The sequence below is a fragment of the Arthrobacter sp. StoSoilA2 genome (assembly GCF_019977195.1).
Classification (GTDB): domain Bacteria; phylum Actinomycetota; class Actinomycetes; order Actinomycetales; family Micrococcaceae; genus Arthrobacter.
Window position 1 is genome coordinate 3,610,852 of sequence record NZ_AP024643.1, and the last position, 24,449, is coordinate 3,635,300.

Genomic DNA, 24,449 nt, shown 5'->3' on the forward strand with positions numbered 1-24,449 from the left:
CCGATGACAGCAACGCGGGGTCACTTACGGCCCATGAAGGTCGTCAACATGGGCTGTAAGTGACCCCGCGTTGCATCTAGAGGTGCAGGCGGGACACGGCTTCCTGGCGCATATCTACCTTCCGGACCTTGCCCGAGACGGTCATCGGGAAGCTCTCGCGGACATCCACATACCGGGGGATCTTGTAATGCGCCAGTTTGCCACGGCAGTACTCGGCGATGTCCTCTTCCGTGAGCGTCGAGACTCCGGGCTTGAGGATGATGCAAGCCATCAGCTCCTCCCCGTATTTTGCGTCCGGAACACCGATTACCTGCACATCCTGGATGGACGGATGCAGATACAGGAATTCCTCGATCTCCCGGGGATAGATGTTCTCGCCACCACGGATCACCATGTCCTTGATCCGGCCTTCAATCACCAGATACCCGTCCTCGTCCATTCGAGCGAGGTCGCCCGTGTGCATCCAGCCCTCAGCGTCAATGGCTTCGGCCGTCTTGTCCGGCTGGCCCCAGTAGCCCTGCATCACCGCGTATCCACGGGTGCAGAGCTCTCCGATGACGCCGCGCTCCACCACTTCACCCGTACCCGGATCCACGATCCGGCTCTCAAGGTGCGGCATGGTCGTGCCCACTGTGCTGGTCCGATGCTCCAAAGTGTCCCCCGCCCGGGTCATGGTGGATACCGGCGAAGTCTCAGTCATGCCGTAGCAAATGGCCACGTCCACCATGTGCATTTCATCGATGACCCGGCGCATCACCTCGATGGGACACAGCGACCCCGCCATGACGCCCGTCCTGAGCGTGGAGAGATCGAACGTGGCGAAGTCGGGCAGCGCAAGTTCGGCAATGAACATAGTGGGAACGCCATAAAGCGACGTGCCACCAAAGTCCTGCACGGCTTCCAACGCCGCGGATGGGTTGAATCCCCTGCTTGGGATGATGGTTGCCGCCCCGAAGCTCAGGGCATTCAGGTTCCCGATCACCATTCCGAAGCAGTGGTAGAACGGGACCGGAATCACCACGCGGTCATGTTCCGTATATCCCAGGAGGCGGCCGATCGAGTGGCCGTTGTTGAGGATGTTGTGGTGCGTTAGGGTGGCACCTTTCGGGAAGCCCGTGGTGCCCGATGTGTATTGAAGGTTGATGGGATCGTGCGGATCCAGTTCGGCCATGCGGTCCCGTAGAGCAGAAGGCCCGACGCCGTCCGCCCGGGTCAGGAGTTGAGCGTACGTCAGTTCGTGGCCGGCCTCCGGGACACCGGCTGAGAGGCCAACAACCGGGTCTCCGGGGAGGAAAACGATCTCCCTGAGTTCAGGGCACGTACCCGCGGTCTCCCTGGCCATGCCCACATAATCGCTGTTCTTGTCGGAGGGCGCAGCCACGAGCATCCGCATGCCGTTCTGCTTGACCACGAACTCCAGCTCGTGCCTGCGGTAAGCCGGGTTGACGTTGACGAGCACGGCCCCGATCTTTGCCGTGGCGTACTGCATGATGGTCCACTCGGCACAGTTCGGACTCCAGATGCCAATGCGCTCACCCTTCTCAAGGCCCAGGGCGAGGAGCGCGCGGGCGAGGTGATCGACGTCGTCGTTAAGCTTTTCGTAGCTCCAGCGACGGGCGTCCCCGCCGGGTGTGGCAGCTGCTTCGATCAGGGCGTCCCTGAGCGGGAACTGTGCTGCGATGCGTTCAAAATTGGCACCGATGGTCTCTTCAAGCAGCGGGACGTCAGTGTCTCCGGCGGTGTAGGACAACATGACCGAACGCTACCAAGACAGTCCGCGCAACAGAACCGTAAAGTGGACAATCGCTTCCGTGTCCTCCCGGTAGGGTTGGATCCATGAGTGCACCCATCGACCTGCAGGCCACGTTCATCCCCAACGACGGCGAGTTCTTCCGCGTGAAGCTCGCCTTGGAAATCGCGATCGACGAGGTCGTCAACGAGCCCGGCTGCATCCGTTATGAACTGACCGAAGCCACCGAGGAGAAGCTGGTGCTCACAGAGCGCTGGGAGTCTGAGGAGGCCTTGGAGAAGCACTCCAAGGGCATTGCCGTCCAGGACTTGAACGAATCCCTCAGTGCGCTGCTTGCCGAGCCGGTCCAGCTCGAACGGCTCTAGGCTCTACACGTCGCGAAACCGCTGGAAGAACGCGGAAACGCCCGAACGCATCGAGGTCGCCGGAATTTACCCGGCGACCTCGATGCGTTTCCGGCGATTTCGCCGCGTTTGGTCTAGCTTTCCTGGGCCTCGGCACGTGCCTTGGCCACGTGCGCGTGGACTTCTTCCATGTCCAGGCCCTTCACGGCCTCGATGACCTGCTCCAGCTGCTGGCCGTTGAGGGCACCCGGCTGGGAGAAGACAAGCACTTTCTCGCGGAAGGCCATGAGCGTCGGGATCGACGTAATTCCGGCTTCGGCGGCGAGCTGCTGCTCAGCCTCGGTGTCCACCTTCGCGAAGAACACATCGGGGTGTTTCTCCGAGGCTGCCCCGTAAGTGGGCGCAAACTGGCGGCACGGGCCGCACCAGGCAGCCCAGAAATCCACCAGGACAATGTCATTGCCTTCGATGGTCGATGCGAACTGTTCTCCAGTGATGTCAACTGTAGCCATGTTTCCACGGTACGCGACCCCGCCCGCTAAGTCCCGTGGAGAGGGGCGTTGTTCGCTTCCCGCGTCAACGGGAATAAACGGCTACTTGCCCAAGACGTATTTGAGCGCGGACGCGTAGAACGGGGCCACCTTGTTGTGCCCGGTCTGGTTCATGTGCACATCATCCAGGTAGTTCCAGGTAGCCCCGGCGATAGTTGCTGTGCCGGACATCGAGATGCGGGGCCAGCCCCGGAGAGCGGCTTCGCGGGTCAAGAGCCCGTCCACCCATCGACGTTGGAAATGGCTGGCGTCATAGCGGGAGAGCACACCGGTGACAAGGATCGTACTGCGGGGATATTTGCGGCGCAGTTCATCCCACAACCGGTTGGCCTGGGACAGGATCGCGGCATCGGTGGCAAGAATCCGGGCGTCGTTTCCGCCAAGTGTCACCACCACCAGGCCTGGATTCCCTTGGGGCAAAAGGATCCGGTCCAGGACCAAGGCATCCGTCGCTGAGTTGCCACCAACCGCCGGGCTCCCCGAAACGTATCCCATCCCACCGATGCTCCGGACCACCTGGCGGGTATAGCCAGCGGCCCGGGCACCCTGTTCGCCCCATGAATCCAGGTCCAACTGCGAGTCGCCAAGGAACACCACAGTGGAGGCATCGACTGCTTCGGCTGAATACAGCTCCTGCGTGGAATCGTTCCAGATGGTTTCCAGCTTTTGGAAGGCGACGTGCGAGCCCCTTGCATCTGTCCAGGTGTCACGCAACGGCCAACCGAACTCACCCGGGTTGATGGACCACACTTTGTATGTGGAGTGCCCCACAATCCGCGCTCCAGTGGCCGGCCCCCAGACGAGCCAGCCGTTGACGAACTGCTGCACCAGGCCCCCGGCCCGCGGAAGTTTGTCCGTGAGCGGCAAACCTAATTGACCGGCAGCTCCGCCCAGGGCCACATAGCGGTTGTGGACATCGCCGTGCGTGGTGGAATGCGCACCCGTTGCCGCCGACCAATAGACCGTGCCGCCCTGGAAGAGTTGGTAGACGAAGTCGTTTTGCCGGTTTTCCTCGCCGACCGGATATCCCAGGGCACCGTTCTGGCCGCCAGTCGCGGACCAGTAGCTCCTGATGGCTCCCGTCAGGGCCCTCGCGCCGGTCGAAGGCGACCAGATGATGGTTCCGTGCTGGTACTGCTGTGACGAGCCACCATTGCGCAGTCCCGTCGCTTCATCCGTGATGGGGTAGCCAAACTCGCCGCTTTCCAGCCCGGATTGGCGCCAGCGTTCACGGATGGCACCCATGGAGGGATGTGCCCCCGTCGCTGGCGACCATACAACAAAGCCGTGTTCGAAGACCTGGTAGGCACCGCCGTCGGGTAGTCCGGTGCGTTCGTTTCCGGCCGGGTACCCAAGGAAACCAGCCTCAAAACCCGCTCTCCCCCATGCCAAGTGGATGGATCCCGTTGTGCGTTGGGCGCCCGTTGCCGGCGAGAAACTGATCGCTCCGCGTTCGAAGATTTGCTTGGAACCTCCATTGCGCAAGCCGCTTGCAGTGTCTGTTGTGGGATAGCCGTGATAGCCGGCAGGACCGTTGGCCTCCCACCATGCGGTGCGCACTGGTCCATCGACCACTACGCGCGCCCCCGTGCGGGGCGACCACGCGATATCGCCGCCGACAAACCGTTGCACGCAGCCTGTGCTTGAGCATTCCTCCGCTGCCGTGGGGCGGATCAGCACGCTGCGGGCCCAGGTGCTGGTGCTGTAAAGCTGGCCGATGGCGCCTGTGACGGGAGGCGTGGTGGCCTGAACCTGTATGCTCCCCGATGGCGCGGCTTGCACGGGTAGAGCGGTTCCGAGCAGGCCCAGGGTCACCAGCAGCGCCGCACATGACCCGGCAATTTTGCTTCTCTTCGACGATGAAGCCGACCCTGTACAACCCACTTCTCTACCCCTGCATCTTCGGGCGCCCAGGCGCCGTCACTGCTCCCCCACGAAGACAGTCAAGCCAGTATGTTCGACGGCGGCAGTTGAGGCAGCGGCGACGCAGCGTTTGGTGTCACATCGTTATGTTCCAGGCAGCCGCGAGCCTTTCAATCCCAGCCTCTTGATACGGATTGAACAGGTGTTTAGTGTATTAAACATGCGTTTAACCGCAGAAGATGTGACCACCCGGGCACGCATTCGCGATGCCGCCATTGGTCTGTTCGGCCGCGATGGTTTCGGTCCTGCCACCGTCCGGGCGGTGGCCTCTGCGGCGGGTGTCAGCCCCGGCTTGGTGATCCACCACTTCGGCAGCAAGGCCGGCCTGCGCGAAGCCTGCGACCAGCACGTCCTCGCGCAGACCGCCAGCCAGGGCAAGGAGAAAACCGACCCTGCCACGGCACGTCAATTGATCCAGGACTACCTCAACCACCCGGACCAGTACGCGGATGAGATCGCCTACATTCGGCGCTCCCTGGGCGACGAATCCGAGGCCGGCGACGCATTCTTCGACGCCGTGGTGCGCCAGACGCAGGACATTATCGAGGCCGGCATCGCTGCCGGCACCATCCGCGAATTCGACGACGTCCGGTCCACCGCCGTCGTTATTGCATCCAACAGCCTCGCGATGCTCATGCTCGGCAGGCACCTCTCACGGGCGCTGGGAGCGGACGTAACAGAACCGCACGGCATAGGACCGGAACTGCTGCGGCAACTGACCATCCCGGCGCTGGACATCTACACCAACGGCTTCTATGCGGATTCGCGGTTCCTGGAAGCGGCCCGCGACGCCCTGCAGCAAGACGCCAACAACCAAGGAAGGGAGCATGCCCCGTGACCCAGGCAATCGTCGTCGAAGGGTTGCGCAAGAAATTCGGCCAGCGCGAGGTCCTCCACGGACTCGATTTCGCCGTTGAACCGGGAACGGTCTTCGGCGTTATTGGACCGAATGGAGCGGGCAAGACCACCACCATGCGCTGCCTTCTGGATATCATCCGGCCAAGCGCGGGAACCATTTCAGTGTTGGGGCAGGATCCACGTCGCGCCGGAACCGGGCTGCGCCGCAGGATCGGTTACCTCCCCGGGGAACTCCACTTGGAGAACCGAACCACGGGCCGGCGCATGCTTGAACACTTCGCGGCCATCAGCGGCCCGGTAGAGCCAAAATATGTCAACGAGTTGGCAGAGCGGCTGGATCTGGATTTGGACCGGCAAACCCGAAAGCTCTCCAAAGGGAACAAGCAGAAGCTCGGCCTCCTGCAGGCGTTCATGCACCGCCCCGAACTCCTGGTGCTCGATGAACCAACCAGCGGCCTGGATCCCCTGGTCCAACAGGAGTTCCATGCACTCGTCCGCGAAGTGGTTGACGACGGCGCAACGGTCTTCCTCAGCTCACACGTACTGAGCGAGGTCCAGCAGGCCGCCGACGCCGTAGCTATCCTCCGTGACGGTGGGATCGTGACGATCTCCACTGTTGAGGCGTTGAGGAACGCGGCCGTACGGCAGTTGCGGTTCAACGCGGCCGGCGCAGAAAAGAACGACGTCGGCGCGCTGCTGGCGCGGGTGCCGGGCGTCGCCAATGTTGTGCTGCGGGAGCTTGCTGGTGACGGCGCAGCGGAAGCCGCGATCGAAGCAACGGCGACACTTTCGGGTCAGGTCCAGCCACTGGTGCAGGAACTGGCCCGGCTGAACCTCACAGACCTCGTTTTGGAGGAGCCGGATTTGGAGGAAGCCGTGCTGACTCTCTACACGGGGAACTATGCGGGGACGGGGCATTACGTCGGCAACGGAAACGGACACAAATCCGTGAGCCACACGGAAGGAGCACACCATGCCTAAGTTCCTCCCTCTCTTCACCAAGGCCCTCACTGATTCGTGGCGGTCCACTCTCGCATGGGCCCTGGGACTGACGGCTGCGATCATGCTGTACCTGCCCCTCTATCCGTCCATCGGGGGCAGCGCGCAAATGCAGCAAATGATCGACGCACTCCCCCAGGAGATGACCAAGGCCCTGAACTATGACCAGATAGCCACTGGACCTGGCTACACACAGGCCACCCTGTTCGGTCTGATCGGTTTCCTGCTGATGTCCATGGCATCCGTTGGCTGGGGCGCGGCTGCGGTGGGCGCGGACGAGGAGTCGGGGCTGCTGGAATTGACCTTGGCCCATAGCGTGACCCGGATCCAGGTGGTCCTTGAACGCGCCCTGGCCCTCGTGGTGCGCGTCGCGATACTTTCGGCCGTGGTCTTCCTGTTGGTGCTGGTCCTGAACGGGCCCTCGAAACTGGATATCGACGTCGGGCATCTCTTCGGCGCGGTAGTGCTGTTTGCCGCTTTGGCATTGCTGAGCGGAACAGCGGCGCTGTGCGTAGGTGCGCTGACGGGACGGAAGGTTTATGCGATTGCCGCGGGTGCCGCCGTCGCCGTCCTCGGTTATGTCTTCAACGCGGTTGGCAGGCAAAGCCCCGACGTCGACTGGCTGCTGAACCTTTCGCCGTACCACTGGGCGTACGGCAATTCACCCGTGACGAACGGCGCTGATTGGGGAGCCGCAGCAGGCTTGCTTGGCATCTCTGCGGCGCTTATCGTCCTGGGCGCGGTTGCACTCCAGCGGCGGGACGTCGGTGTTTGAGTTCCCCTAGGCCCACACATGCGGAGCTGGCCGGCGCGCCCCTGGGAGCGCATTGTTTTCCCGCCACTCATGGATCCAATCCGGCAATTCCAGATCAGCCGGTGGCGCACCGAACTCAGCAATGATCTCTTCCTGCGTCACCGGCTTCCCTTTATTCACCAGGCGGGTTGCGATGTGGGCGCGGGCGTAGATCTCTCCGTCCACCACCATGCGCTGCTCAAAGTAGATGGCCTTGGTGTCCAGTCCAATGATGCGCGTTTCGATGGAGTAGCGCTGCCACAGTTGCAATGACTTGCGGAAAGCGATGGTCTCTCCCGCTGCAACGGGACTCCAGCCGCGCCTGCGCATCTTTCTCCAAATACCGCTCCGAACCATGAGGTCGAAACGGCCAAGGTCCATCAAGGAGAAATACATACCGTTGTTCACGTGCATCGCGATGTCGATGTCCGTCGGCAAAACACGCAGAGGCAATGAGGACGTTTCCCAAGCACCCAAGGGCGAACGCCTGGATGAAGTGAACAGCAGCATGAGGGTGCGAAGAAGCAAATGCATGCAAGCAATGTTACCCGTGAGTAACTTCTGGGGGAAGGCCGGCCGCATGGTGGACACAGTCCCAATGAAGCTTTAGTACATCCAACGCTTTATGTCCAACGATTGCACAAACGTTTACCGCCAGTTCATCCATCCCGTGCACAATATCTGAAACCCGGAAACACCAACCCACCAGGGAGATCCCTTTGAGCACTCTGACTACCAAGCCGCACGCGGACGTCTGGCCCGACCTCGCACGGCACCAGGACGTGGTACTCCGGGACGCCCGGGGCAACCGCATCGAAGGAACCATCGACGGCATGACCGATGACCGCAGCACACTCTGGGTGCAGCTCAAGGGCGGTTTGGGCCGGCAACTGGTTCACCACATGGACGGATACTGGCTGGAGACTCCCACCGTCTGACCCGTTTCCCAGTGGCGCGCATTGGTGCTGTGGCTAGGATTCCCGTATGACTCAAGCGCGATACCGGGACCTCGTCGAATGGCCCCTCATGGCGACGGCACTGATTTTCCTCGCCGCATATGCCTGGCAGGTCATAGGACGCGTGGACGGCGCGGCCGGCCTTCCCTTCGAAATAATCCTCTGGATTACCTGGGGGATCTTCGCGCTGGACTACTTCGCCAACCTTTGGCTGGCCGAGGATCGAAGGCGATGGTTCATCTGGAACCTGCATGAACTCCTCATCGTGGTGCTCCCCTTCTTTCGGCCGCTCCGGCTCCTTCGGCTGGTCACGCTCCTATCCGTACTGCAACGCACAGTAGGGGAAACCCTGCGCGGACGCGTGGCCACATACGTTGCCGGCTCGGCCGCCATGTTGGTGCTCATCGGTGCCCTGGCAGTGCTTGATGTGGAGCAGAATGCCCCGGACGCCAAGATCCTGACGTTCGGCGACGCTGCATGGTGGGCCATCACCACCATCACCACAGTTGGCTACGGAGACCTCTACCCTGTCACCCCCATCGGCAGGGTCGTGGCGGCAGCGCTCATGATGAGCGGGATTGCCGTCCTGGGCATCGTGACGGCCTCCATTGCCTCGTGGCTGGTGCAACGAATCGAGGAAAACGCGGAGGATGTCGCGGCGGCCGCGGAAACCAAAGCGGCAGCCGCCGAAGAACCGGTCCGCGCTGAATTGGCAGACCTTGTCACTGAAATTGCAGCGCTAAGGAGTGAGATCGCGGAGCTTCGGAAGAGCGCAGAACTTCGGAAGAGCACAGAGCTGTAGCGCAAAAAAAATCCCCGGAACCTGATGGTTCCGGGGATTTCCCTTGGGTGGCAGATGAGGGATTCGAACCCCCGTAGGCGTTGCCAGCTGATTTACAGTCAGCCCCCTTTGGCCGCTCGGGTAATCTGCCGAACTTCAAAAGAAGATCACTTCCGGAGACCGTTTCTTTTCGATCCGGTAACCGAAGGCAGAGACAACCTTACAGAACTTCCGGCCAAGAATCTAATCGAGGGCTGACACGCCGGAATGGCCTGTATTTCAGGCTTCTCCGAGGATCCGGCCAGCCAGTTTCGCTTCAAACTTTTCTGCTTGCTCAGCCGTGATTTGGTTGAGCTCCACCGCACGCTGCAAATCCGCATGAACGCCGTCCATCCGCGAGGCCGCATCCGGCACCGGGCTCAGGACGATCGACGCCGCCACGGTCACCGCTGCCACCGCACTCGCCGCGGCTGCCGCTGCCGTACCGATCGAACCGGCTGCCGCCGATGCGGACTTCGTGACGTAGTGGACGGCTTTGTGGCTCATGCTTACCTCCGGGGATGGGCTCTTCCAACTGGTACAACTCTCAAAGATCCGCCTCGGTTCCAACCAAGCATGTGCTGTGAGCGAACTGTGAAAGTTATCCACGGCCCCATCCCGCGCCTTCCGTACTAGGCTGGATGGCAGACAAACCGCCCTTACCGGGCCCCCAACCTAAGGAGAGTCATGGCAGGCGAATCAACATTCGACGTCGTCAGCAAGGTAGACAAGCAAGAGGTCGCCAACGCGCTCAACCAGTCCCAGAAGGAAATCGCGCAGCGCTACGACTTCAAGGGAGTCGGCGCGGAAATTGACTTCAGCGGCGAAAAGATCCTGATGAAAGCCAACTCGGAGGATCGTGTCCTCGCCGTCCTGGACGTCTTCCAGTCCAAGCTCATCAAGCGTGGCATCTCCTTGAAGTCCCTGGACCAGGGCGAGCCCTACCCCTCCGGGAAGGAATTCCGGCTGGAGTGCACCATCAAGGAGGGCATCGCGCAGGACATCGCCAAGAAGATCAACAAGATCATCCGCGACGAAGCGCCCAAGTCCGTCAAGTCCCAGATCCAGGGCGACGAGCTTCGTGTCACCTCCAAGTCCCGCGATGACCTGCAGGAAACCATGAACATCCTCAAGAAGTTCGAAGAGGCAGACCTGCAGTTCGTGAACTTCCGCAGCTAGGCTGCGGACGCTGCACCGCCAGCGTCATAAAAGCCGGGGTCCGGCGCCGCTCAGGGCGCTGGATCCCGGTTTTTTGTGGCTTGACTACATCGATTGTCGTAATGACAGGGGACATTAGGGCACAAACTTTTTGCGTAATCGTACCGCGGCAGTATTCTTCATCATTAGGCAAGCCTAAGTATGGCTCCCCTGAGTGAAAGAAACGCACATGACCGCCAACTTCCTGATAGGCCTGCGTGAAGGCCTCGAGGCCTCGCTCATCGTGGTCCTCCTGATGGCCTACCTCATCAAGAGCGGCAGGAAGTCGCTGCTCCCCCGGCTCTGGGCCGGCGTCGGGCTGGCCATTGCCATCTCCCTCGGTTTCGGCGCTCTTCTCACGTTCGGCCCACGGGGCCTCACCTTCGAGGCCCAGGAAGCGATCGGCGGAGGGCTGTCCATTGTTGCCGTCGGCCTCGTAACCTGGATGGTCTTCTGGATGGCGCGCACCGCCCGCAGCCTCGGCAGCGACCTCAGGTCCCACGTGGATAAAGCAGCCGACGGCGCCGCATGGGGCCTCGTGCTTGTTGCGGCACTGGCCGTGGGCCGGGAAGGACTTGAAACGGCGCTCTTCATTTGGGCGGCGGCGCAAGCCACCGGCGAAACCACGTTCCCCCTCCTCGGCGCCCTGCTTGGACTCCTGACGGCTGCCGGCCTCGGATACCTGCTTCACCGCGGCGTCCTCAAAGTCAACCTGGGCCGCTTCTTCACCTGGACTGGAGTGGGACTCATCGTCATTGCCGGGGGCGTCCTTGCTTATGGCATCCACGATCTCCAGGAAGCCGGCATCCTTCCCGGCCTGCATAGCCTGGCCTTCGACCTCTCAGCTGCGGTTCCGCCGTCGTCGTGGTACGGAACCTTGCTGAAGGGCACGCTGAACTTCTCCCCGGCCACCACGTGGCTGGAAGCAGCAGCCTGGCTGCTGTACGTCATCCCGGTCCTGTTCATGTACATCCGGGCCAACCGTTCCCATCCTCCGGCGGCGGCAGCGAAGACGAATGCCCCGAAGCCCGCAGTCGCCGTCCAGCAATAAACGCCGTTCAGCAGTAACTACGGTTCAGCCGTAAACACGGTTCAGCAGTAAACACTGTTCAGCCGTAAACACGGTTCAGCCGTACGATCTCGCACCCCCCAACCCGCGCGCAGGCCTCGCACCCCGCTCGTTCCCACAACCCAAAGGACCCCCATGCTTGGCACGTTCCTGTCCCCCGCCACTTCCCCGAAGCTTCGCAGGACCCTCACCGTCATCGGTGTGGCTGCGGCCGTCCCCATGGTTCTGGTGGGCTGCACTGACAATGCAAAAACCACGGCGGCCACAGATGGGCCGATCCAGGTCAGCAGCACCGCGAATGAATGCAAGGTCTCCACAGGTACTGCTCCCAGCGGCAACCTGACGTTTGCCGTGAAGAACGAAGGCACCGAGGTCACCGAGTTCTACCTGCTGGCCGAGGACGGTTTGCGGATCATCGGCGAAGTGGAAAACATCGGGCCTGGAATTACCCGGAACCTGGTGGTCACCGCTGCTGCAGGCAAGTACAACACCGCCTGCAAGCCGGGTATGCAGGGCGATGGAATCCGGGCTTCGTTTGAGGTCACAGAGTCCGGAAACAAGCCGAGCGCGGACGCCGATTTCCAAAAACTTCTTGAGACCGGCTCCCAGCAGTATGCCGCCTACGTCAAGGACCAAACGGAGCAACTCGTCACGGGCACCAAGGCCTTTGCAGATGCCTTCGCAGCCGGCGATGCCGCAAACGCCCGTGAACTGTATGCCGCAACCCGCATGCACTGGGAGCGGATCGAGCCCGTTGCAGAATCGTTTGGCGATCTCGATCCCAAGCTTGATGCACGCGAGGCCGATCTCGAGCCCGGCCAGGAATGGACCGGATGGCACCGCGCAGAGAAGGATTTGTTCCCGCCTGCGGACTACACCGCCATGACCCCGGCCGAACGTAGCGCGATATCCACCCAGCTGGTTGCAGATACTGCAGACCTCGCGACGCGTACCCGCACAGTGGAGTTGACGGCTGACAAGCTGGGCAACGGCGCCAAGGAGCTCCTCGATGAGGTTGCCACGGGTAAGGTGACGGGCGAGGAAGAGATCTGGTCGCACACCGACCTCTGGGATTTCCAGGCCAACGTGGACGGCGCCCGCATCGCTTTCGAGAGCCTGAAGCCGGCCCTGGAGCAAAAAGACGCCGAGCTCGCCAAGTCCTTGGACGAGAAGTTCGCAGCCCTCCAGGCCGAGCTCAAGAAGCACGCCAAGGGCGATGGCTTCTCCTACTACAACGAGCTGAGCCAGGATCAGATCCAGCAGCTCGCCGCCTTGGTCGATTCCTTGGGCGAGCCACTGTCCAAGCTCACCTCGGCTGTCGTGCTGTGACCGGCTGCCCCTACGGGCACACCGGCGAAGCCCCGGAGGCTCCAGGTGCCGGACAGCCATTGAATGTGAATCGTAGTGAGGCTGACGCTTCAGCCCGCGCCGGCGAGGCGACCGGCGTCGAACGCTCCACGGCGACGTCCGACGGCGGTGCGTCGGGAACCGCCGGCACCTCCCGGCTGTCCCGCCGTGGCCTTCTTTCCCTTGCCGGAGTGGGCGGCGCTGGCGCAGTCGCTGGCCTCGCCGCAGGTTTCCTGGGCCACGACCTGGTCACGGCCGGTGCTGCATCGGCTGCGGAATCCGACGCAGGGGATGCTGTTGTTCCCTTTTTCGGCGAGCATCAGGCCGGCATCACCACCCCGGCCCAGGACCGCCTTCACATGGCTGCGTTCGATGTCACCACGGAGGACCGGAAAGAACTGATCAAGCTCCTGAAGGATTGGACTGCTGCGGCTGAGGCCATGACGGCGGGCCGCACGACGGGTGCGACCGGCGCCGTCGATGGCCCCTACGAGGCCCCGCCGGAAGACACCGGTGAGGCGCTGGACCTGGCCGCCGCGAAATTGACGTTGACCTTCGGTTTCGGCGCAGGGCTTTTCGAGAAGAACGGCAAGGTGCGCTTCGGTTTGGACGGTCGCCGGCCCGAAGCCTTGATCAACCTCCCGCATTTCCCCGGTGATGACCTTCAACCTGGCCGCACCGGAGGCGACATCGTGGTCCAGGCTTGCGCCGACGACCCCCAGGTAGCCGTTCACGCCATCCGCAACCTTGCGCGCATCGGTTTCGGAAAGGTGCGTGTCCGCTGGTCCCAATTGGGCTTTGGCCGCACGTCCTCCACGTCCCGTGCGCAGGTGACGCCCCGCAACCTCTTTGGGTTCAAGGACGGCACCAACAACCTCAAAGTTGAGGACAAAGCCCTCCTCGATGAGCATGTCTGGGTAGGTTCCCCGGCTTCGCCGAGTGAAGAGTGGATGAGGGGCGGCAGCTACCTTGTGGCGCGCAGGATCCAGATGCACATCGAAATCTGGGACCGGACGTCCCTGGGTGAACAGGAAGGCCTGATAGGGCGGACGAAGGGCGTGGGGGCGCCGTTGTCCGGTGGCGAAGAGTTCACGACGCCCGATTTCAAGCTCGCGGGCCGCAACGGTGACCCGCTCATTCCCTTGGACTCGCACGTCCGCCTGGCCCACCCCGACCAGAACGGGGGTGTGCGGATGCTTCGCCGCGGCTACAACTTCACCGACGGCTCAGACGGACTCGGGCATTTGGACGCGGGGTTGTTCTTCATCGCGTTCGTCAAGGATCCGCGGACCCACTACGTTCCCATGCAGCTGGCTCTGGCCAAGGGCGATACGTTGTCCGTGGAATACCTGAAGCACACGGGCTCCGGCCTTTTTGCCGTGCCTCCGGGGATCCAGCAGGGCGGCTTCATCGGTGAAGGACTTTTCGCTTAGGCTGATTTCTCTATTACGTCGTGAACCCGCTATTCCGGTGTTGGCCGACCACGGAATAGCGGGTTCACGACGTTTCTTCTGTGGCGCCAAACCACGATGGCTCAACGACGGATGAAACAATCCGGGTATGGATTCCACTTTTGAGGACGTGCCGCGACGGCTTAGGCCAACACTTCAAATGCTCTTGAAGAAGTGTCACGATGATGAACGCATACGGTCGGCCTGGCTCGAGGGCTCTTTGGCACAGAGATCAGCAGATGACTGGAGCGACATAGACCTCCATTTAGCAGTAAGGGAGCCGGAGGCCTTCGACGCTATCGAGTGGCTCGATTCGCAGGTGCACTTGGTCCTCGCGGATGCGATCCCCGGGCTGCGAGGTTCCTTTATCTGCCTCACTTCCACTTGGATACAGGTCGACGTGAATGTTCATTCCTCGGAAAGTCCCCTCCCGTCCTGCGGCTCACGCCGCGTACTTCTTGTCCGGGATGCCCCGATTCCGGACATGCCGAGCGCCGTGCCTCCTCGCGGGCAGCCATTTTTTCCCGCCCAAGATGTCCAAATCTTCCTGTACTTCTTGGGTAAGACCATTGCGTCGGTTCATCGCGGTGATCTCATCGCCCTTTCGCAGGCCACGGCGATGATGCGTGATCGTCTTTTGGTCAATTTGCTGCTGGCTGAGAACGGGATTCCAAGCGGGACGATCAACAAGCGGATCGGCGACCAATTGGGTGACGAACAGATGCAGTGTTTGCAGGAAATTCCACCTTTCGGGCTCGGGGAGCCTAGCCTTCGCGAAGCGCAACAGAAACTTGCGGCCGCCTACTTAAGCCGGGCACGTAGGCTCGCTGGGAAATGTGCGGCTGCTTGGCCATTGGAGCTCGAAGAGGCCACGAAAAAGCTATGGCTTCATGAACTGCAAATGGCCTGGTAACACCCGATTCTCCGGTGTTCGGACTTTGTATGAGCCGGCTCAAGGACTGCTCCAGAATTGACGTTTTAGCCCTGGGAAAGCCGCGTCCTTAGGAAAGCGGCCGCCCAGCCATCCGCTCAAGCCTGGTGATGCGCTCCTTCATGGGCGGGTGCGTGGAGAACAAACGCCTCATGCCACCGCCACGGAACGGATTGGCGATCATGAGGTGCGAGGCATTCACGAGCCGCTGATCCTGTGGGAGCGGAAGCTGGGAGACGCCCGATTCGATCTTGCGCAGCGCCGAGGCGAGCGCCAGTGGGTCGCCGGTCAGTTCGGCACCGTCCTCGTCGGCGTCGTACTCCCGGGTGCGGGAGATCGCCATCTGAATGAGTGAGGCCGCGAACGGCGCCAGCAGCGCCATGGCGATCATCGCGAGCGGGTTGGCATTGCGCCGGTCCCCGCCGCCGAAGAACAACAGCATCTGCCCCACGGACGTGATCACGCCCGCCACGGCAGCCGCCACGGACGACGTCAGGATGTCCCGGTTGTACACGTGCATGAGCTCGTGCCCCAGGACACCCCGGAGTTCGCGGGCATCAAGGACATGCAGGATTCCCTCGGTGCAGCAGACAGCGGCGTTCTTGGGACTGCGCCCGGTAGCGAAGGCGTTCGGCGTCATGGTGGGCGAGAGGTAAATCCGCGGCATGGGCTTGTTGGCCCGCACGGAAAGCTCCCGGACGATCTGGTACAGCTGCGGGGCTTGCGCTTCGCTGACCGGATAGGCCGCCATGGAGCGGATGGCGATCTTGTCGCTGTTCCAGTATCCGTAGGCGGTAGCGGCTACCCCGATCAGGGCAAAGATCCAGATAGGGGTGGTGCTGCGCGTACCGGCTCCGATAATGGCACCCAAACCCAACAGCACCGCCCACAGCACACCGAAAAGCGCCGCGGTCTTGAGTCCATTGTTGTGTTTGTGCACGGTTGTTCTTCCACTCTCGTTGGCTCGTGAACAGTTCTGTACCGATTAACGCCGACGGCGGTCGCCGTGTTCCGCAGCCTGCAGGCCTGGGCCGCCCGCCCTGCCAGAGGCTCCTGGCTAGGGCACCGGATGCTTCGCATCGTACGCGACGAAGCCCGGCTGCAGGCGCGATGCCAGCCAGGCCAGGAGAATGCAGACGATTCCGCCGATCAGCAGCACGCCGCCTTCGCTGAGGAATTGCGTGACGCCGCCGGCCAGCATATCCCCCACTCGAGGCCCTCCTGCGACCACCACGATGAACACTCCCTGCAGGCGTCCGCGCAGGTGGTCTGGCGTGGCGGCCTGGAGGATGGTGGTGCGGAAGACCGCACTGACAGAGTCGGAAATCCCCGCCAGCGCACAACACAGGGTAGCCGGGAGGAGCCAGGGTGTTACGCCCTCGCGGCCTGAATCTCCTGCCAGCAACACCACCAGGCCAAAGCCTGCGATCGAGGCACCCCATCCGACCACCGACCACACCACGGCGCTGCCCTGGCGCCTCACCCTGCCAAGGGGACCGGAAAACAAGCCCGCCAGGAAGGCTCCCACGGCCGTGGATGCCAACAGCAGGCCCACGGTTGTTTCACCGCCGCCAATCATGACTGCACCAATTGCAGGCATCAGGGCACGGGGTTGGGCGCAGATCATGGCGATGAGGTCAATGATGAAGGTCATCCGGACATTGGGCCGCGTGCCAAGGAACCGGAAGCCCTCCACAACGGAGCGGAGCCCCGGCCGGACGGCATCTTTGGACGGTGGCAGCGGCGGGAGTTTGGCAAGGCCCCACAGGGCAAAGGTGAAGCTGATGACATCGATCGTGTAGGTCCATCCGAAACCGATCGTGGCCACCAGCACGCCCGCCAAGAGTGGTCCGGCGGTCATGGACAGGCCGAACGTCAGCATGCTCAACGCGTTCGCCGCCGGGAGCAGATCCTTGCGGACCAGGAGCGGAATGATGGCGCTGCGGGCTGGACCGTTGATGCCTTGTGCGCCGCTTTGGATGGCAACCAACGCGTAAAGCAACCAGATGTTGCCGATCTCCAACCAGGCCTGCAGTGCCAGGCCAGCGGTGGTGACCCAAAGGACCAATGATGCGATCAGGGCAACTTTGCGGCGGTCGTAGGCATCGGAGATGGAGCCGCCGTAAAGCCCTGCGATGATCAGCGGAACCAACGCGAAGATTCCCAGGAGGCCTACATAGAAACTCTCCTGGGTCAGTCGGTAAACCTCCAAGCTGACGGCCACCAACGTGAGCTGGGTACCGATGGCAGCCACCGAGGCTCCGAGCCAAAGCCGCCGGAACGCCGGGCTCTCCTTGATCGGGGTGATGTCTGCCAGTAGTTTCGCCACCTAGCCACCCTAGCGACCCCAGTGACGTCCTTGTCCGTTTGGCTTCCATGGTGCGTCTCCCGCCGTAACGCACTGGTTGGTAGGCTCACCCGGGGGAAGGAGTCCACATGGTCTTGTCGCGACGATTGCTGTTCCGCTCGGGCATCTGGGAAATTGCCAGGCCGCGCCACCCTTTGACGACCGGGCACGTGCTGATCCGCCTCTCGGACCCTTCCACGGAATTTACTGAAACCTCGGCGGCCGACTGGTTGTTCTGCCACAACCTCCTCCGGGCAGCCTTGGACGAGGTCCTGGGAGCGAAGCGTTTCACCGTGATGTTCGCCCACCGGTGGCACCCCTTGGGTGCGGCCGTCGGCGAGCCGGTGGCTGAGTCGTCTACGCCCACGTTCCACCTCTTCGCTCGTTGGGGATCGGAAAGCACGACGCCGGGACTCCAACTCGCGCTGCCGGCCCACCATCGCATTCCTGTGCCTGAGGACATCCTGGACATCGTGGATGCGCGGCTCCGGGAATCTCTCCAGCTCAGTGCCGCCAACGTTGCGAAAGCACCCACCGGTCAGGTGGGCTCCGCGCCTTCGGCCACGTCCGGCGTCGTACCCGTCCAAGTGCCGTTACCGCCGGTGGCGTTCCCGCCGGCGCCGTTCCCGCCGGCGCCGTTCCCGCGGGTGGCGACCGTTGATGCAGCCCGCCATCACAGTGTGATTGAGCCCGCCAGCGGTGCGGCCGCGATTTCCGCTGTCCTTCCAGGGGAGCTCGTTGCCCTGGGGAGAGCTTTGGGTGCCCTGCCGCTGACCAGTGGGCTCACCGGCTTCAGTTGCGTAGCAATCGAAGGCGGGGATCCGGGCGAAGGCGGGAATCCGGGCGAAGGCGGGAATCCGGGTTCCACCCTGCGGATCCATGCGGTGGGTCGATCTGCTGCGGAGGAAGCCAATCCGATGGTGGATTTGTTTAATTTGCCGGAAGTTAGCTTTGCCTTATTGTGAACTGATCAAAATAAGTGCTTCAATGGGTGCATGACCGATCACACAGCCGACCAGGAAGCATGGGCCAGTGCCCTGCATGCCCACGGCAGGCGTGTGACCAAACAGCGGCTGGCAGTGCTGGCCGCGGTCCAGCACCATCCGCACTCCCCGGCGGAAGGCATCCTTGCCGCTGCCCGCAAAGAGCTCCCTGAACTGACGGCGCAGTCCGTTTACGTTGTGCTCAGCGACCTCACGGATCTGCAGATGCTGCGCCGCTTTGAACCCCCGCACTCCCCGGCGCTCTACGAAACCCGGGTTGGCGACAACCACCACCACGCCGTCTGCATCAGTTGCGGCCGCGTGGAAGACGTGGACTGCGCCGTGGGACACGCACCGTGCCTCACACCGCACTGGGATGAAAATTCCAAGCCCATGACCATCCAGATCGCAGACGTCCTGTATCAGGGCATCTGCCAGGATTGCCAGGCTAAACAACAGCTCCCCAAACAAACGTCCGTAACTCAAAAATAAGAACAAGGAGAACAATGACTGCTATTTCAACAACCCAGTCAGGTGCCCCCGTTACTTCCGACGCGCACTCCAAGTCCGTCGGCGCCGACGGTGCCATCATCCTGACCGACCACTACCTGGTGGAGAAGCTTGCACAGTTCAACCGCGAGCGGGTCCCGGAGCGTGTAGTGCACGCCAAGGGTGGCGGCGCTTTCGGTACGTTCAAGACCACCTCTGACGTATCGGCCTACACCAAGGCAGCGTTCCTGCAGCCGGGCGTCGAGACGGACATGCTGATCCGTTTCTCCTCCGTTGCCGGCGAGAATGGCTCTCCTGACACCTGGCGCGACCCCCGCGGTTTCGCCGTGAAGTTCTACACCTCCGAGGGCAACTACGACCTCGTGGGCAACAACACCCCGGTGTTCTTCATCCGCGACGGCATCAAGTTCCCGGACTTCATCCACTCCCAGAAGCGCCTCCCGGGTACCCACCTGCGTGACGCTGACATGCAGTGGGACTTCTGGACCCTCTCCCCCGAATCCGCACACCAGGTCACCTGGCTCATGGGCGACCGTGGCCTCCCGGCTTCCTGGCGTGAAATGCAGGGCTACGGCTCGCACACCTACCAGTGGATCAACGCCGCCGGTGAGCGCTTCTGGGTCAAGTACCACTTCAAGTCCAACCAGGGCGTCAAGACCATCACTGGCGACCAGGCTGAGCAGCTGGCAGGCTCGGATGCAGACTTCTACATCCGCGACCTCTCCGAGAACATCGAAGCCGGCAACTTCCCCTCGTGGGAACTGCACGTCCAGGTCATGCCCTACGAGGACGCCAAGACGTACCGCTTCAACCCGTTCGACCTCACCAAGGTCTGGCCGCACGCGGACTACCCGCTGATCCACGTGGGCACCATGGAGCTGAACAAGAACCCGGAAAACTACTTCGCGCAGATCGAGCAGGCCACCTTCGCGCCGTCGAACTTCGTACCGGGCATCGCTGCCTCGCCGGACAAGATGCTGCAGGCCCGCATCTTCTCCTACGCCGATGCACACCGCTACCGCGTGGGCACCAACCACGCACAGATCCCGGTGAACCAGCCCAAGAACCAGGTCAACAACTACAGCCAGGACGGCGCCGGACGTTACCTGTTCAACGCCCCCTCCACCCCGGTCTACGCACCGAACTCCGTTGGTGGCCCGGCTGCTGTTGAGCCCGCTTCACCGGCAGGTGGCTGGGAGAACGACGGCGAGCTCACCCTCTCCGCGCACACCCTGCACTCCGAGGACAGCGACTTCGGCCAGGCCGGTACCCTGTACCGCGAGGTTTACGACGACGCCGCCAAGGCCCGCCTGCTGGACACCATCACCGGTGCCGTGGGTGGCGTGAAGAGCGCCGACATCAAGGAACGCGCCATCCAGTACTGGACCAACGTTGACGCCGAACTCGGCGCCAAGCTGCGCGCCAACCTCGGTGCAGGCCAGACCGCTTCCGACGCCGAAGCAGCCAACAAGCTCTAAGCATCAGAGCCGGTAAGTACCAGGTCGAACACCCCGTTGCGGATCGCCGCAACGGGGTGTTCTTCTTTGTTTTTCCACATAGGCGGGCTGGGCTCTGGCTGCTCTGGTGCCGCGGTCCATAGGATCCTTCCATGAGCACATTCGAGGGAATTCCGTCCGCAGCCTTCCGCTTCTATGAAGAACTGGAAGAGAACAACAACCGCGAGTGGTGGTTGGAACACAAAGACACCTACGACGCCGCCGTCAAGGAGCCGCTGGTGGCCCTCCTTTCGGAGCTGGAGCCCGAGTTCGGGCCGGCGAAGATCTTCCGGCCAAACAGGGACATCAGGTTCTCCCAGGACAAGTCGCCCTACAAGACGGCCCAGGGCGCCTTCGCAGCGTCGCAGGAAGGCCTCGGGTTCTACCTCCAGGTAAGTGCCGACGGTCTATTGATCGGTGGCGGCTGCCATTCATACACTCCCGCGCAATTGGCACGCTTCCGCGCGGCTGTGGACGCTCCCGATAGCGGAGGGGAACTGCAGCAGATTGTGGACTCAGTTGCCGCAGCGGGTTTCGCCATCCAGGGCGAGAAGCTCAAGACCGTTCCGCGGGGCTTCGACAAAGACCATCCACGGGCCGAGCTCCTTAAGCACAAGTCCTTGTCTGCCGGCATCGAGGTTGGTGAGCCGGAATGGCTCTCCAGGCCGTCGGCAAAAAAGGAGATCGCTGACCGCTGGGAAGTGCTGAGGCCGCTGGTGGAGTGGGTTGGGAAGCACGCTGCACCCTAGGACTTGGTCCTCCCCGGAACAGCGCGCAATCCGCCGTCAGTCAGCGCCCGGGAACACCAAGGCGTCCGGAACACCAAGGCCCGCGGGAACACCAAAAGCGCCCGGGAATTGCAGTTCCCGAGCGCTTTCGATGGTGATTCCAGCCAGCTGTCTGACAAGCGGCTGTGATTGGTTTAGACCTTGGTAAAGGAGTCTTCGTCCTCGTCGCCCTTGACCGCGGGGGTTGCAGAACCGCCATTAACGGCTGACCTGGCTGAGGCGAACTTCTCGTTGAGCCGCGAGTGGCGCTGCCCGTAGGAGAAGTAGATGAGCATGCCGATGACCAGCCAGATCGCAAAGAAGATCCAGGTTTCGACTGCCAGGTTGGTCATGAGGTAGATGCACAGAATGGCGGAAACCCATGGCAGGACCTTGCCGAACGGGACCCGGAACGCAGGCTTGAGGTCCGGACGCTTCTTGCGCAGCACCAGGATTCCCAGGCTGACCATCACGAACGCGGACAGCGTTCCAATGTTGATCATTTCCTCCAGGAGATCCACGTTGGTCAACCCGGCCACCAGTGCCACTGCTGCACCACAAATGATCTGCAGGCGTGCAGGCGTGGAGCGCTTCACGCTGGTCTTTGACAGGGACCGCGGCAGCAGCCCGTCGCGGCTCATGGCCAAAACCACCCTGGAAAGGCCCATGAGCAGCACCATGATCACCGTGGTCAGGCCCACCAGGGATCCGAACGCAATGACCTTGGCGGCATCGTTGTTGCCTACGGCCTCGAAAGCCGTGGTCAATGTGGGGTTCTTTTCCTCTGCCAGCTGGGTGTAGGAGACCATGCCGGTCAAAGCAAGGGAGACGAGGATGTAGAGCAGCGTGACCACTGCCAGGCCCCCGAAGATACCGCGGGGCAGAGTCTTCTGCGGGTTCTTGACCTCTTCCGCGGAGGTTGCAACAACGTCAAAGCCAATGAAGGCGAAGAACACCAGGGCAGCACCTGCGAAAATGCCCAAAGTACCGTACTGGGCAGGAGCAGCACCGGTCAGGAAGCCGAAGAAGGACTGCTTCATGACATCGGCGGCACCCGTTCCGGAAGTTGGCTCGGAAGCGGGAATGAAGGGGGTGTAGTTGGAGAACTTCACGTAGCTGAAGCCCACGACGATCACGAACAGCACTACGGCGATCTTGATCAAAGTGAAGATGTTGCCAACACGGGCGGACAACTTCGTCCCCAGCACCAGCAGCACCGTGAAGATCGCGACAATGAGGAAGGCGCCCCAATAGAGGTCCACGCCGCCCAGGCTGAGCGCCGGCGGAATGTCCAGGCCCATCAGGGCGAAGACTTTGCTGAGGTAGATGCCCCAGTACTTGGCGATCACCGCAGCCGCCGTGAAGAGTTCGAGGATGAGGTTCCATCCAATGATCCACGCGAGCACCTCGCCCATGGTGGCGTAAGTGAACACGTAGGCCGAACCTGCCACGGGAATTGCCGTGGCGAATTCGGCATAGCACATGATGGCCAAGGCACACGTGACGGCTGCGATGGCAAAGGAGATGGTGACGGCCGGGCCGGCAAAGTTCGCAGCAGCCTTGGCGCCAACGGAGAAGATACCGGCACCGACAGCGACGGCGACACCCATGATCATCAGGTCCCAGGTACTGAGGCTTCGCTTCAGCTTGCGCCCGGGCTCGTCGGCGTCGGCGATCGACTGCTCGATCGACTTGGTCCTGAAAATGTTCATAAAAATGCCACATTCTGGATGGGGGTGGTCTAGGACTCATCAAGAATAGTGTCCGGTCAGTGGACGACCATATTTATCCCAGATAGTGAGACGGTCGCTGGGCCCGCGTTACTGATGTGACTGGTGTGACGGAGGCGAGTAGCCCCCGTCACACCACTAAACACCCTGTACGTCCCAGTCCATGATGGTGGAGCGGATCAGGAACCGCTTCCCCTCCGGGGACTCTACAGAGAAGCCGCCTCCCCGTCCCGGGACCACGTCAACAGTCAGATGGGTGTGGGACCAGTACGCGAACTGTTCCCTGGACATCCAGAACTCGAGGGGCTTGGGATCCTGGTCCGCTCCGGTTCCGAAGCCGGCACTGATATCGAACCGGCCCAGGAGCACATCCGAATCACCAGTGAGGAACTCCCCCGCCGGGTAGCACATGGGAGCGGAGCCGTCGCAGCAGCCACCGGATTGATGGAACATGAGCGGTCCATGCTGCTCCCAGAGCTTCCGCAACAGTTCGACAGAGGCCGCGGTGAGCGCCACCCGGGAGAAATCCCCCCCCGGGCAGCGTCACCGCCGCTTCCAACACGGGGTGGTCCATCAGAACTTCAGAACCACTCGGCCATCGATCTTGGCGTGCTTCATCTCGTCAAAGACCGCGTTGACTTCGGAGAGTTCCCGCGTGGAGACCGTTGGCTTGATCTTGCCCTGGGCATAGAACTCCAGCGCTTCCTCAAGGTCCTGGCGGGTGCCCACAATCGATCCCCGGACGGTGAGTCCCTTGAGGACGATCTCGAAGATCGGCGCCGGGAAGTCGCCCGGCGGCAAACCATTGAACACGATGGTTCCGCCACGACGTGCCATGCCGATCGCTTGCCCGAAAGCAGAAGGGTGGACCGCCGTCACCAGGACACCGTGGCAGCCACCGGTCTCGCGCTGGATGACCTCCGCCGGATCCTCGTGGAGTGCATTGACCGTTAGCTCGGCGCCGTGTTCACGAGCAAGCGCCAACTTGTCGTCGGCAATATCCACTGCCGCGACCCGGAGCCCCATGGCCACCGCATACTGGACCGCGATGTGGCCCAGGCCCCCGATACCGGAGATCGTGACCCATTGACCGGGCCTGGCCTCCGTCATCTTCAAGCCCTTATAGACCGTAACCCCGGCACAAAGAACGGGCGCGACTTCCACCGGGTCCGAGCCTTCCGGGATGCGGGCAGCAAAGCGCGTGTCCACCAGCATGTACTCGCCGAACGAGCCGTCCACGCTATAACCACCGTTCTGCTGGGACTCACACAAGGTTTCCCAGCCGGTGCGGCAGTACTGGCAGTCCCCACAGGCGGACCACAGCCAGGCGTTCCCCACGAGATCGCCAACGGCAACGTCCGTGACACCCTCACCCAGAGCCACGACTTCACCCACGCCTTCATGCCCGGGAATGAAGGGTGGAGTCGGTTTGACCGGCCAGTCGCCTTCGGCGGCGTGGAGGTCGGTATGGCAAACTCCCGAGGTGATGAGGCGGACCAGCGCCTGGCCGGGACCCGGCGTCGGCCTTTCCACTTCCTTGACCGTAAGGTCGGTTCCGAATTCAGTGACTACTGCAGCTTGCATGGTTGCGGACATTGACGATCTCCTTTGATCGATGAACAGGACG

The 24,449-nt window shown here is 62.2% G+C and carries 24 protein-coding genes, 1 tRNA gene and 1 pseudogene; 15 read left to right on the plus strand and 11 right to left on the minus strand.

What is annotated here, in order from left to right; all coding sequences use genetic code 11:
• Window positions 1–76: 76 nt before the first annotated feature.
• Window positions 77–1,753 (minus strand): AMP-binding protein, encoded by a 1,677-nt coding sequence (locus tag LDN82_RS16445; RefSeq protein ID WP_224165052.1) that lies wholly within the window; start codon window positions 1,751–1,753, stop codon window positions 77–79.
• Between the two features lie 83 nt (window positions 1,754–1,836).
• Here LDN82_RS16445 and LDN82_RS16450 point away from each other — a divergent pair, with 83 nt between their 5' ends.
• Entirely contained in the window at window positions 1,837–2,115 is a 279-nt protein-coding gene (locus tag LDN82_RS16450; RefSeq protein ID WP_224088414.1) for an antibiotic biosynthesis monooxygenase, read from the plus strand.
• Between the two features lie 113 nt (window positions 2,116–2,228).
• On the opposite strand, the gene LDN82_RS16455 is transcribed toward LDN82_RS16450, so the two are convergent.
• Together LDN82_RS16455 and LDN82_RS16460 are read right to left on the minus strand one after the other, a co-directional pair.
• Window positions 2,229–2,606 carry a thioredoxin family protein gene (locus LDN82_RS16455; RefSeq protein WP_224088415.1) on the minus strand — a complete coding sequence of 126 codons (378 nt, stop codon included), beginning with the start codon at window positions 2,604–2,606 and terminating at the stop codon, window positions 2,229–2,231.
• Window positions 2,607–2,687: 81 nt separating this feature from the next.
• Entirely contained in the window at window positions 2,688–4,460 is a 1,773-nt protein-coding gene (locus LDN82_RS16460) for a GDSL-type esterase/lipase family protein (RefSeq protein WP_224165053.1), read from the minus strand.
• A 268-nt stretch (window positions 4,461–4,728) separates the two neighbouring features.
• Here LDN82_RS16460 and LDN82_RS16465 point away from each other — a divergent pair, with 268 nt between their 5' ends.
• From LDN82_RS16465 to LDN82_RS16475, 3 genes are read left to right on the plus strand one after another with little or no spacing between them, the layout of a single operon-like run.
• Window positions 4,729–5,406, plus strand: a complete 678-nt coding sequence (locus LDN82_RS16465) for a TetR family transcriptional regulator (RefSeq protein WP_224165054.1) — start codon at window positions 4,729–4,731, stop codon at window positions 5,404–5,406.
• Window positions 5,403–6,407, plus strand: coding sequence for an ABC transporter ATP-binding protein (locus tag LDN82_RS16470; protein ID WP_224088419.1), 1,005 nt, complete (start codon window positions 5,403–5,405; stop codon window positions 6,405–6,407). The genes LDN82_RS16465 and LDN82_RS16470 overlap by 4 nt, the downstream gene beginning before the upstream one ends.
• Window positions 6,400–7,200 carry an ABC transporter permease subunit gene (locus LDN82_RS16475; RefSeq protein WP_224088420.1) on the plus strand — a complete coding sequence of 267 codons (801 nt, stop codon included), beginning with the start codon at window positions 6,400–6,402 and terminating at the stop codon, window positions 7,198–7,200. Before LDN82_RS16470 ends, LDN82_RS16475 begins: the two co-directional genes overlap by 8 nt.
• A gap of 6 nt (window positions 7,201–7,206) precedes the next feature.
• On the opposite strand, the gene LDN82_RS16480 is transcribed toward LDN82_RS16475, so the two are convergent.
• A complete protein-coding gene (locus LDN82_RS16480) occupies window positions 7,207–7,752 on the minus strand; it encodes an acyl-CoA thioesterase (protein ID WP_224165055.1) in 546 nt (181 codons plus the stop codon).
• Window positions 7,753–7,937: 185 nt separating this feature from the next.
• Between LDN82_RS16480 and LDN82_RS16485 the strand changes: the two genes are divergently transcribed.
• Together LDN82_RS16485 and LDN82_RS16490 are read left to right on the plus strand one after the other, a co-directional pair.
• Window positions 7,938–8,156 carry a hypothetical protein gene (locus LDN82_RS16485; protein ID WP_224088422.1) on the plus strand — a complete coding sequence of 73 codons (219 nt, stop codon included), beginning with the start codon at window positions 7,938–7,940 and terminating at the stop codon, window positions 8,154–8,156.
• A gap of 46 nt (window positions 8,157–8,202) precedes the next feature.
• Window positions 8,203–8,976, plus strand: a complete 774-nt coding sequence (locus LDN82_RS16490; protein WP_224165056.1) for a potassium channel family protein — start codon at window positions 8,203–8,205, stop codon at window positions 8,974–8,976.
• A 48-nt stretch (window positions 8,977–9,024) separates the two neighbouring features.
• Here the strand turns inward: LDN82_RS16490 and LDN82_RS16495 are convergent.
• Window positions 9,025–9,106: transfer RNA gene (locus LDN82_RS16495), tRNA-Tyr, on the minus strand.
• 128 nt (window positions 9,107–9,234) lie between these two features.
• The gene (locus LDN82_RS16500; protein ID WP_216925007.1) at window positions 9,235–9,501 is read right to left on the minus strand and encodes a hypothetical protein; all 267 of its coding nucleotides are present in this window, start codon (window positions 9,499–9,501) and stop codon (window positions 9,235–9,237) included.
• A 180-nt stretch (window positions 9,502–9,681) separates the two neighbouring features.
• Here LDN82_RS16500 and LDN82_RS16505 point away from each other — a divergent pair, with 180 nt between their 5' ends.
• From LDN82_RS16505 to LDN82_RS16525, 5 genes are all read left to right on the plus strand, one after another.
• Window positions 9,682–10,173, plus strand: a complete 492-nt coding sequence (locus LDN82_RS16505) for a YajQ family cyclic di-GMP-binding protein (RefSeq protein WP_018776783.1) — start codon at window positions 9,682–9,684, stop codon at window positions 10,171–10,173.
• Window positions 10,174–10,381: 208 nt separating this feature from the next.
• Window positions 10,382–11,242 carry an iron uptake transporter permease EfeU gene (gene efeU, locus LDN82_RS16510; RefSeq protein WP_224165057.1) on the plus strand — a complete coding sequence of 287 codons (861 nt, stop codon included), beginning with the start codon at window positions 10,382–10,384 and terminating at the stop codon, window positions 11,240–11,242.
• Between the two features lie 153 nt (window positions 11,243–11,395).
• The gene (gene efeO, locus LDN82_RS16515) at window positions 11,396–12,589 is read left to right on the plus strand and encodes an iron uptake system protein EfeO (protein WP_224165058.1); all 1,194 of its coding nucleotides are present in this window, start codon (window positions 11,396–11,398) and stop codon (window positions 12,587–12,589) included.
• Between the two features lie 176 nt (window positions 12,590–12,765).
• On the plus strand, window positions 12,766–14,040 hold the full coding sequence (gene efeB / locus LDN82_RS16520) for an iron uptake transporter deferrochelatase/peroxidase subunit (protein ID WP_224167555.1): 1,275 nt from the start codon (window positions 12,766–12,768) through the stop codon (window positions 14,038–14,040).
• Window positions 14,041–14,167: 127 nt separating this feature from the next.
• The gene (locus LDN82_RS16525) at window positions 14,168–14,971 is read left to right on the plus strand and encodes an aminoglycoside 6-adenylyltransferase (RefSeq protein ID WP_224165059.1); all 804 of its coding nucleotides are present in this window, start codon (window positions 14,168–14,170) and stop codon (window positions 14,969–14,971) included.
• Between the two features lie 88 nt (window positions 14,972–15,059).
• Here the strand turns inward: LDN82_RS16525 and htpX are convergent, their stop codons facing one another.
• On the minus strand, window positions 15,060–15,929 hold the full coding sequence (gene htpX / locus LDN82_RS16530) for a zinc metalloprotease HtpX (RefSeq protein ID WP_224165060.1): 870 nt from the start codon (window positions 15,927–15,929) through the stop codon (window positions 15,060–15,062).
• Between the two features lie 117 nt (window positions 15,930–16,046).
• Window positions 16,047–17,318 (minus strand): MFS transporter, encoded by a 1,272-nt coding sequence (locus tag LDN82_RS16535; RefSeq protein ID WP_224165061.1) that lies wholly within the window; start codon window positions 17,316–17,318, stop codon window positions 16,047–16,049.
• Between the two features lie 107 nt (window positions 17,319–17,425).
• On the opposite strand from LDN82_RS16535, the gene LDN82_RS16540 reads away from it, so the two are divergent.
• The 4 genes from LDN82_RS16540 to LDN82_RS16555 all read left to right on the plus strand — a co-directional run bounded on the left by LDN82_RS16540 (window position 17,426) and on the right by LDN82_RS16555 (window position 21,074).
• Window positions 17,426–18,301, plus strand: coding sequence for a hypothetical protein (locus LDN82_RS16540; protein WP_224165062.1), 876 nt, complete (start codon window positions 17,426–17,428; stop codon window positions 18,299–18,301).
• Window positions 18,302–18,331: 30 nt separating this feature from the next.
• The gene (locus LDN82_RS16545) at window positions 18,332–18,811 is read left to right on the plus strand and encodes a Fur family transcriptional regulator (protein ID WP_224088431.1); all 480 of its coding nucleotides are present in this window, start codon (window positions 18,332–18,334) and stop codon (window positions 18,809–18,811) included.
• Window positions 18,812–18,825: 14 nt separating this feature from the next.
• Window positions 18,826–20,307, plus strand: a complete 1,482-nt coding sequence (locus LDN82_RS16550; RefSeq protein WP_224088432.1) for a catalase — start codon at window positions 18,826–18,828, stop codon at window positions 20,305–20,307.
• 131 nt (window positions 20,308–20,438) lie between these two features.
• Window positions 20,439–21,074 carry a DUF2461 domain-containing protein gene (locus LDN82_RS16555; protein WP_224165063.1) on the plus strand — a complete coding sequence of 212 codons (636 nt, stop codon included), beginning with the start codon at window positions 20,439–20,441 and terminating at the stop codon, window positions 21,072–21,074.
• Window positions 21,075–21,247: 173 nt separating this feature from the next.
• Here the strand turns inward: LDN82_RS16555 and LDN82_RS16560 are convergent, their stop codons facing one another.
• The 3 genes and pseudogenes from LDN82_RS16560 to adhP form a co-directional block, all read right to left on the minus strand.
• On the minus strand, window positions 21,248–22,804 hold the full coding sequence (locus LDN82_RS16560) for an amino acid permease (protein WP_224165064.1): 1,557 nt from the start codon (window positions 22,802–22,804) through the stop codon (window positions 21,248–21,250).
• A gap of 156 nt (window positions 22,805–22,960) precedes the next feature.
• Window positions 22,961–23,396 (minus strand): annotated as a pseudogene (locus tag LDN82_RS16565) (DUF779 domain-containing protein).
• Window positions 23,396–24,418, minus strand: coding sequence for an alcohol dehydrogenase AdhP (gene adhP, locus LDN82_RS16570; protein WP_224165065.1), 1,023 nt, complete (start codon window positions 24,416–24,418; stop codon window positions 23,396–23,398). Before adhP ends, LDN82_RS16565 begins: the two are co-directional and overlap by 1 nt.
• Window positions 24,419–24,449 lie beyond the last annotated feature (31 nt).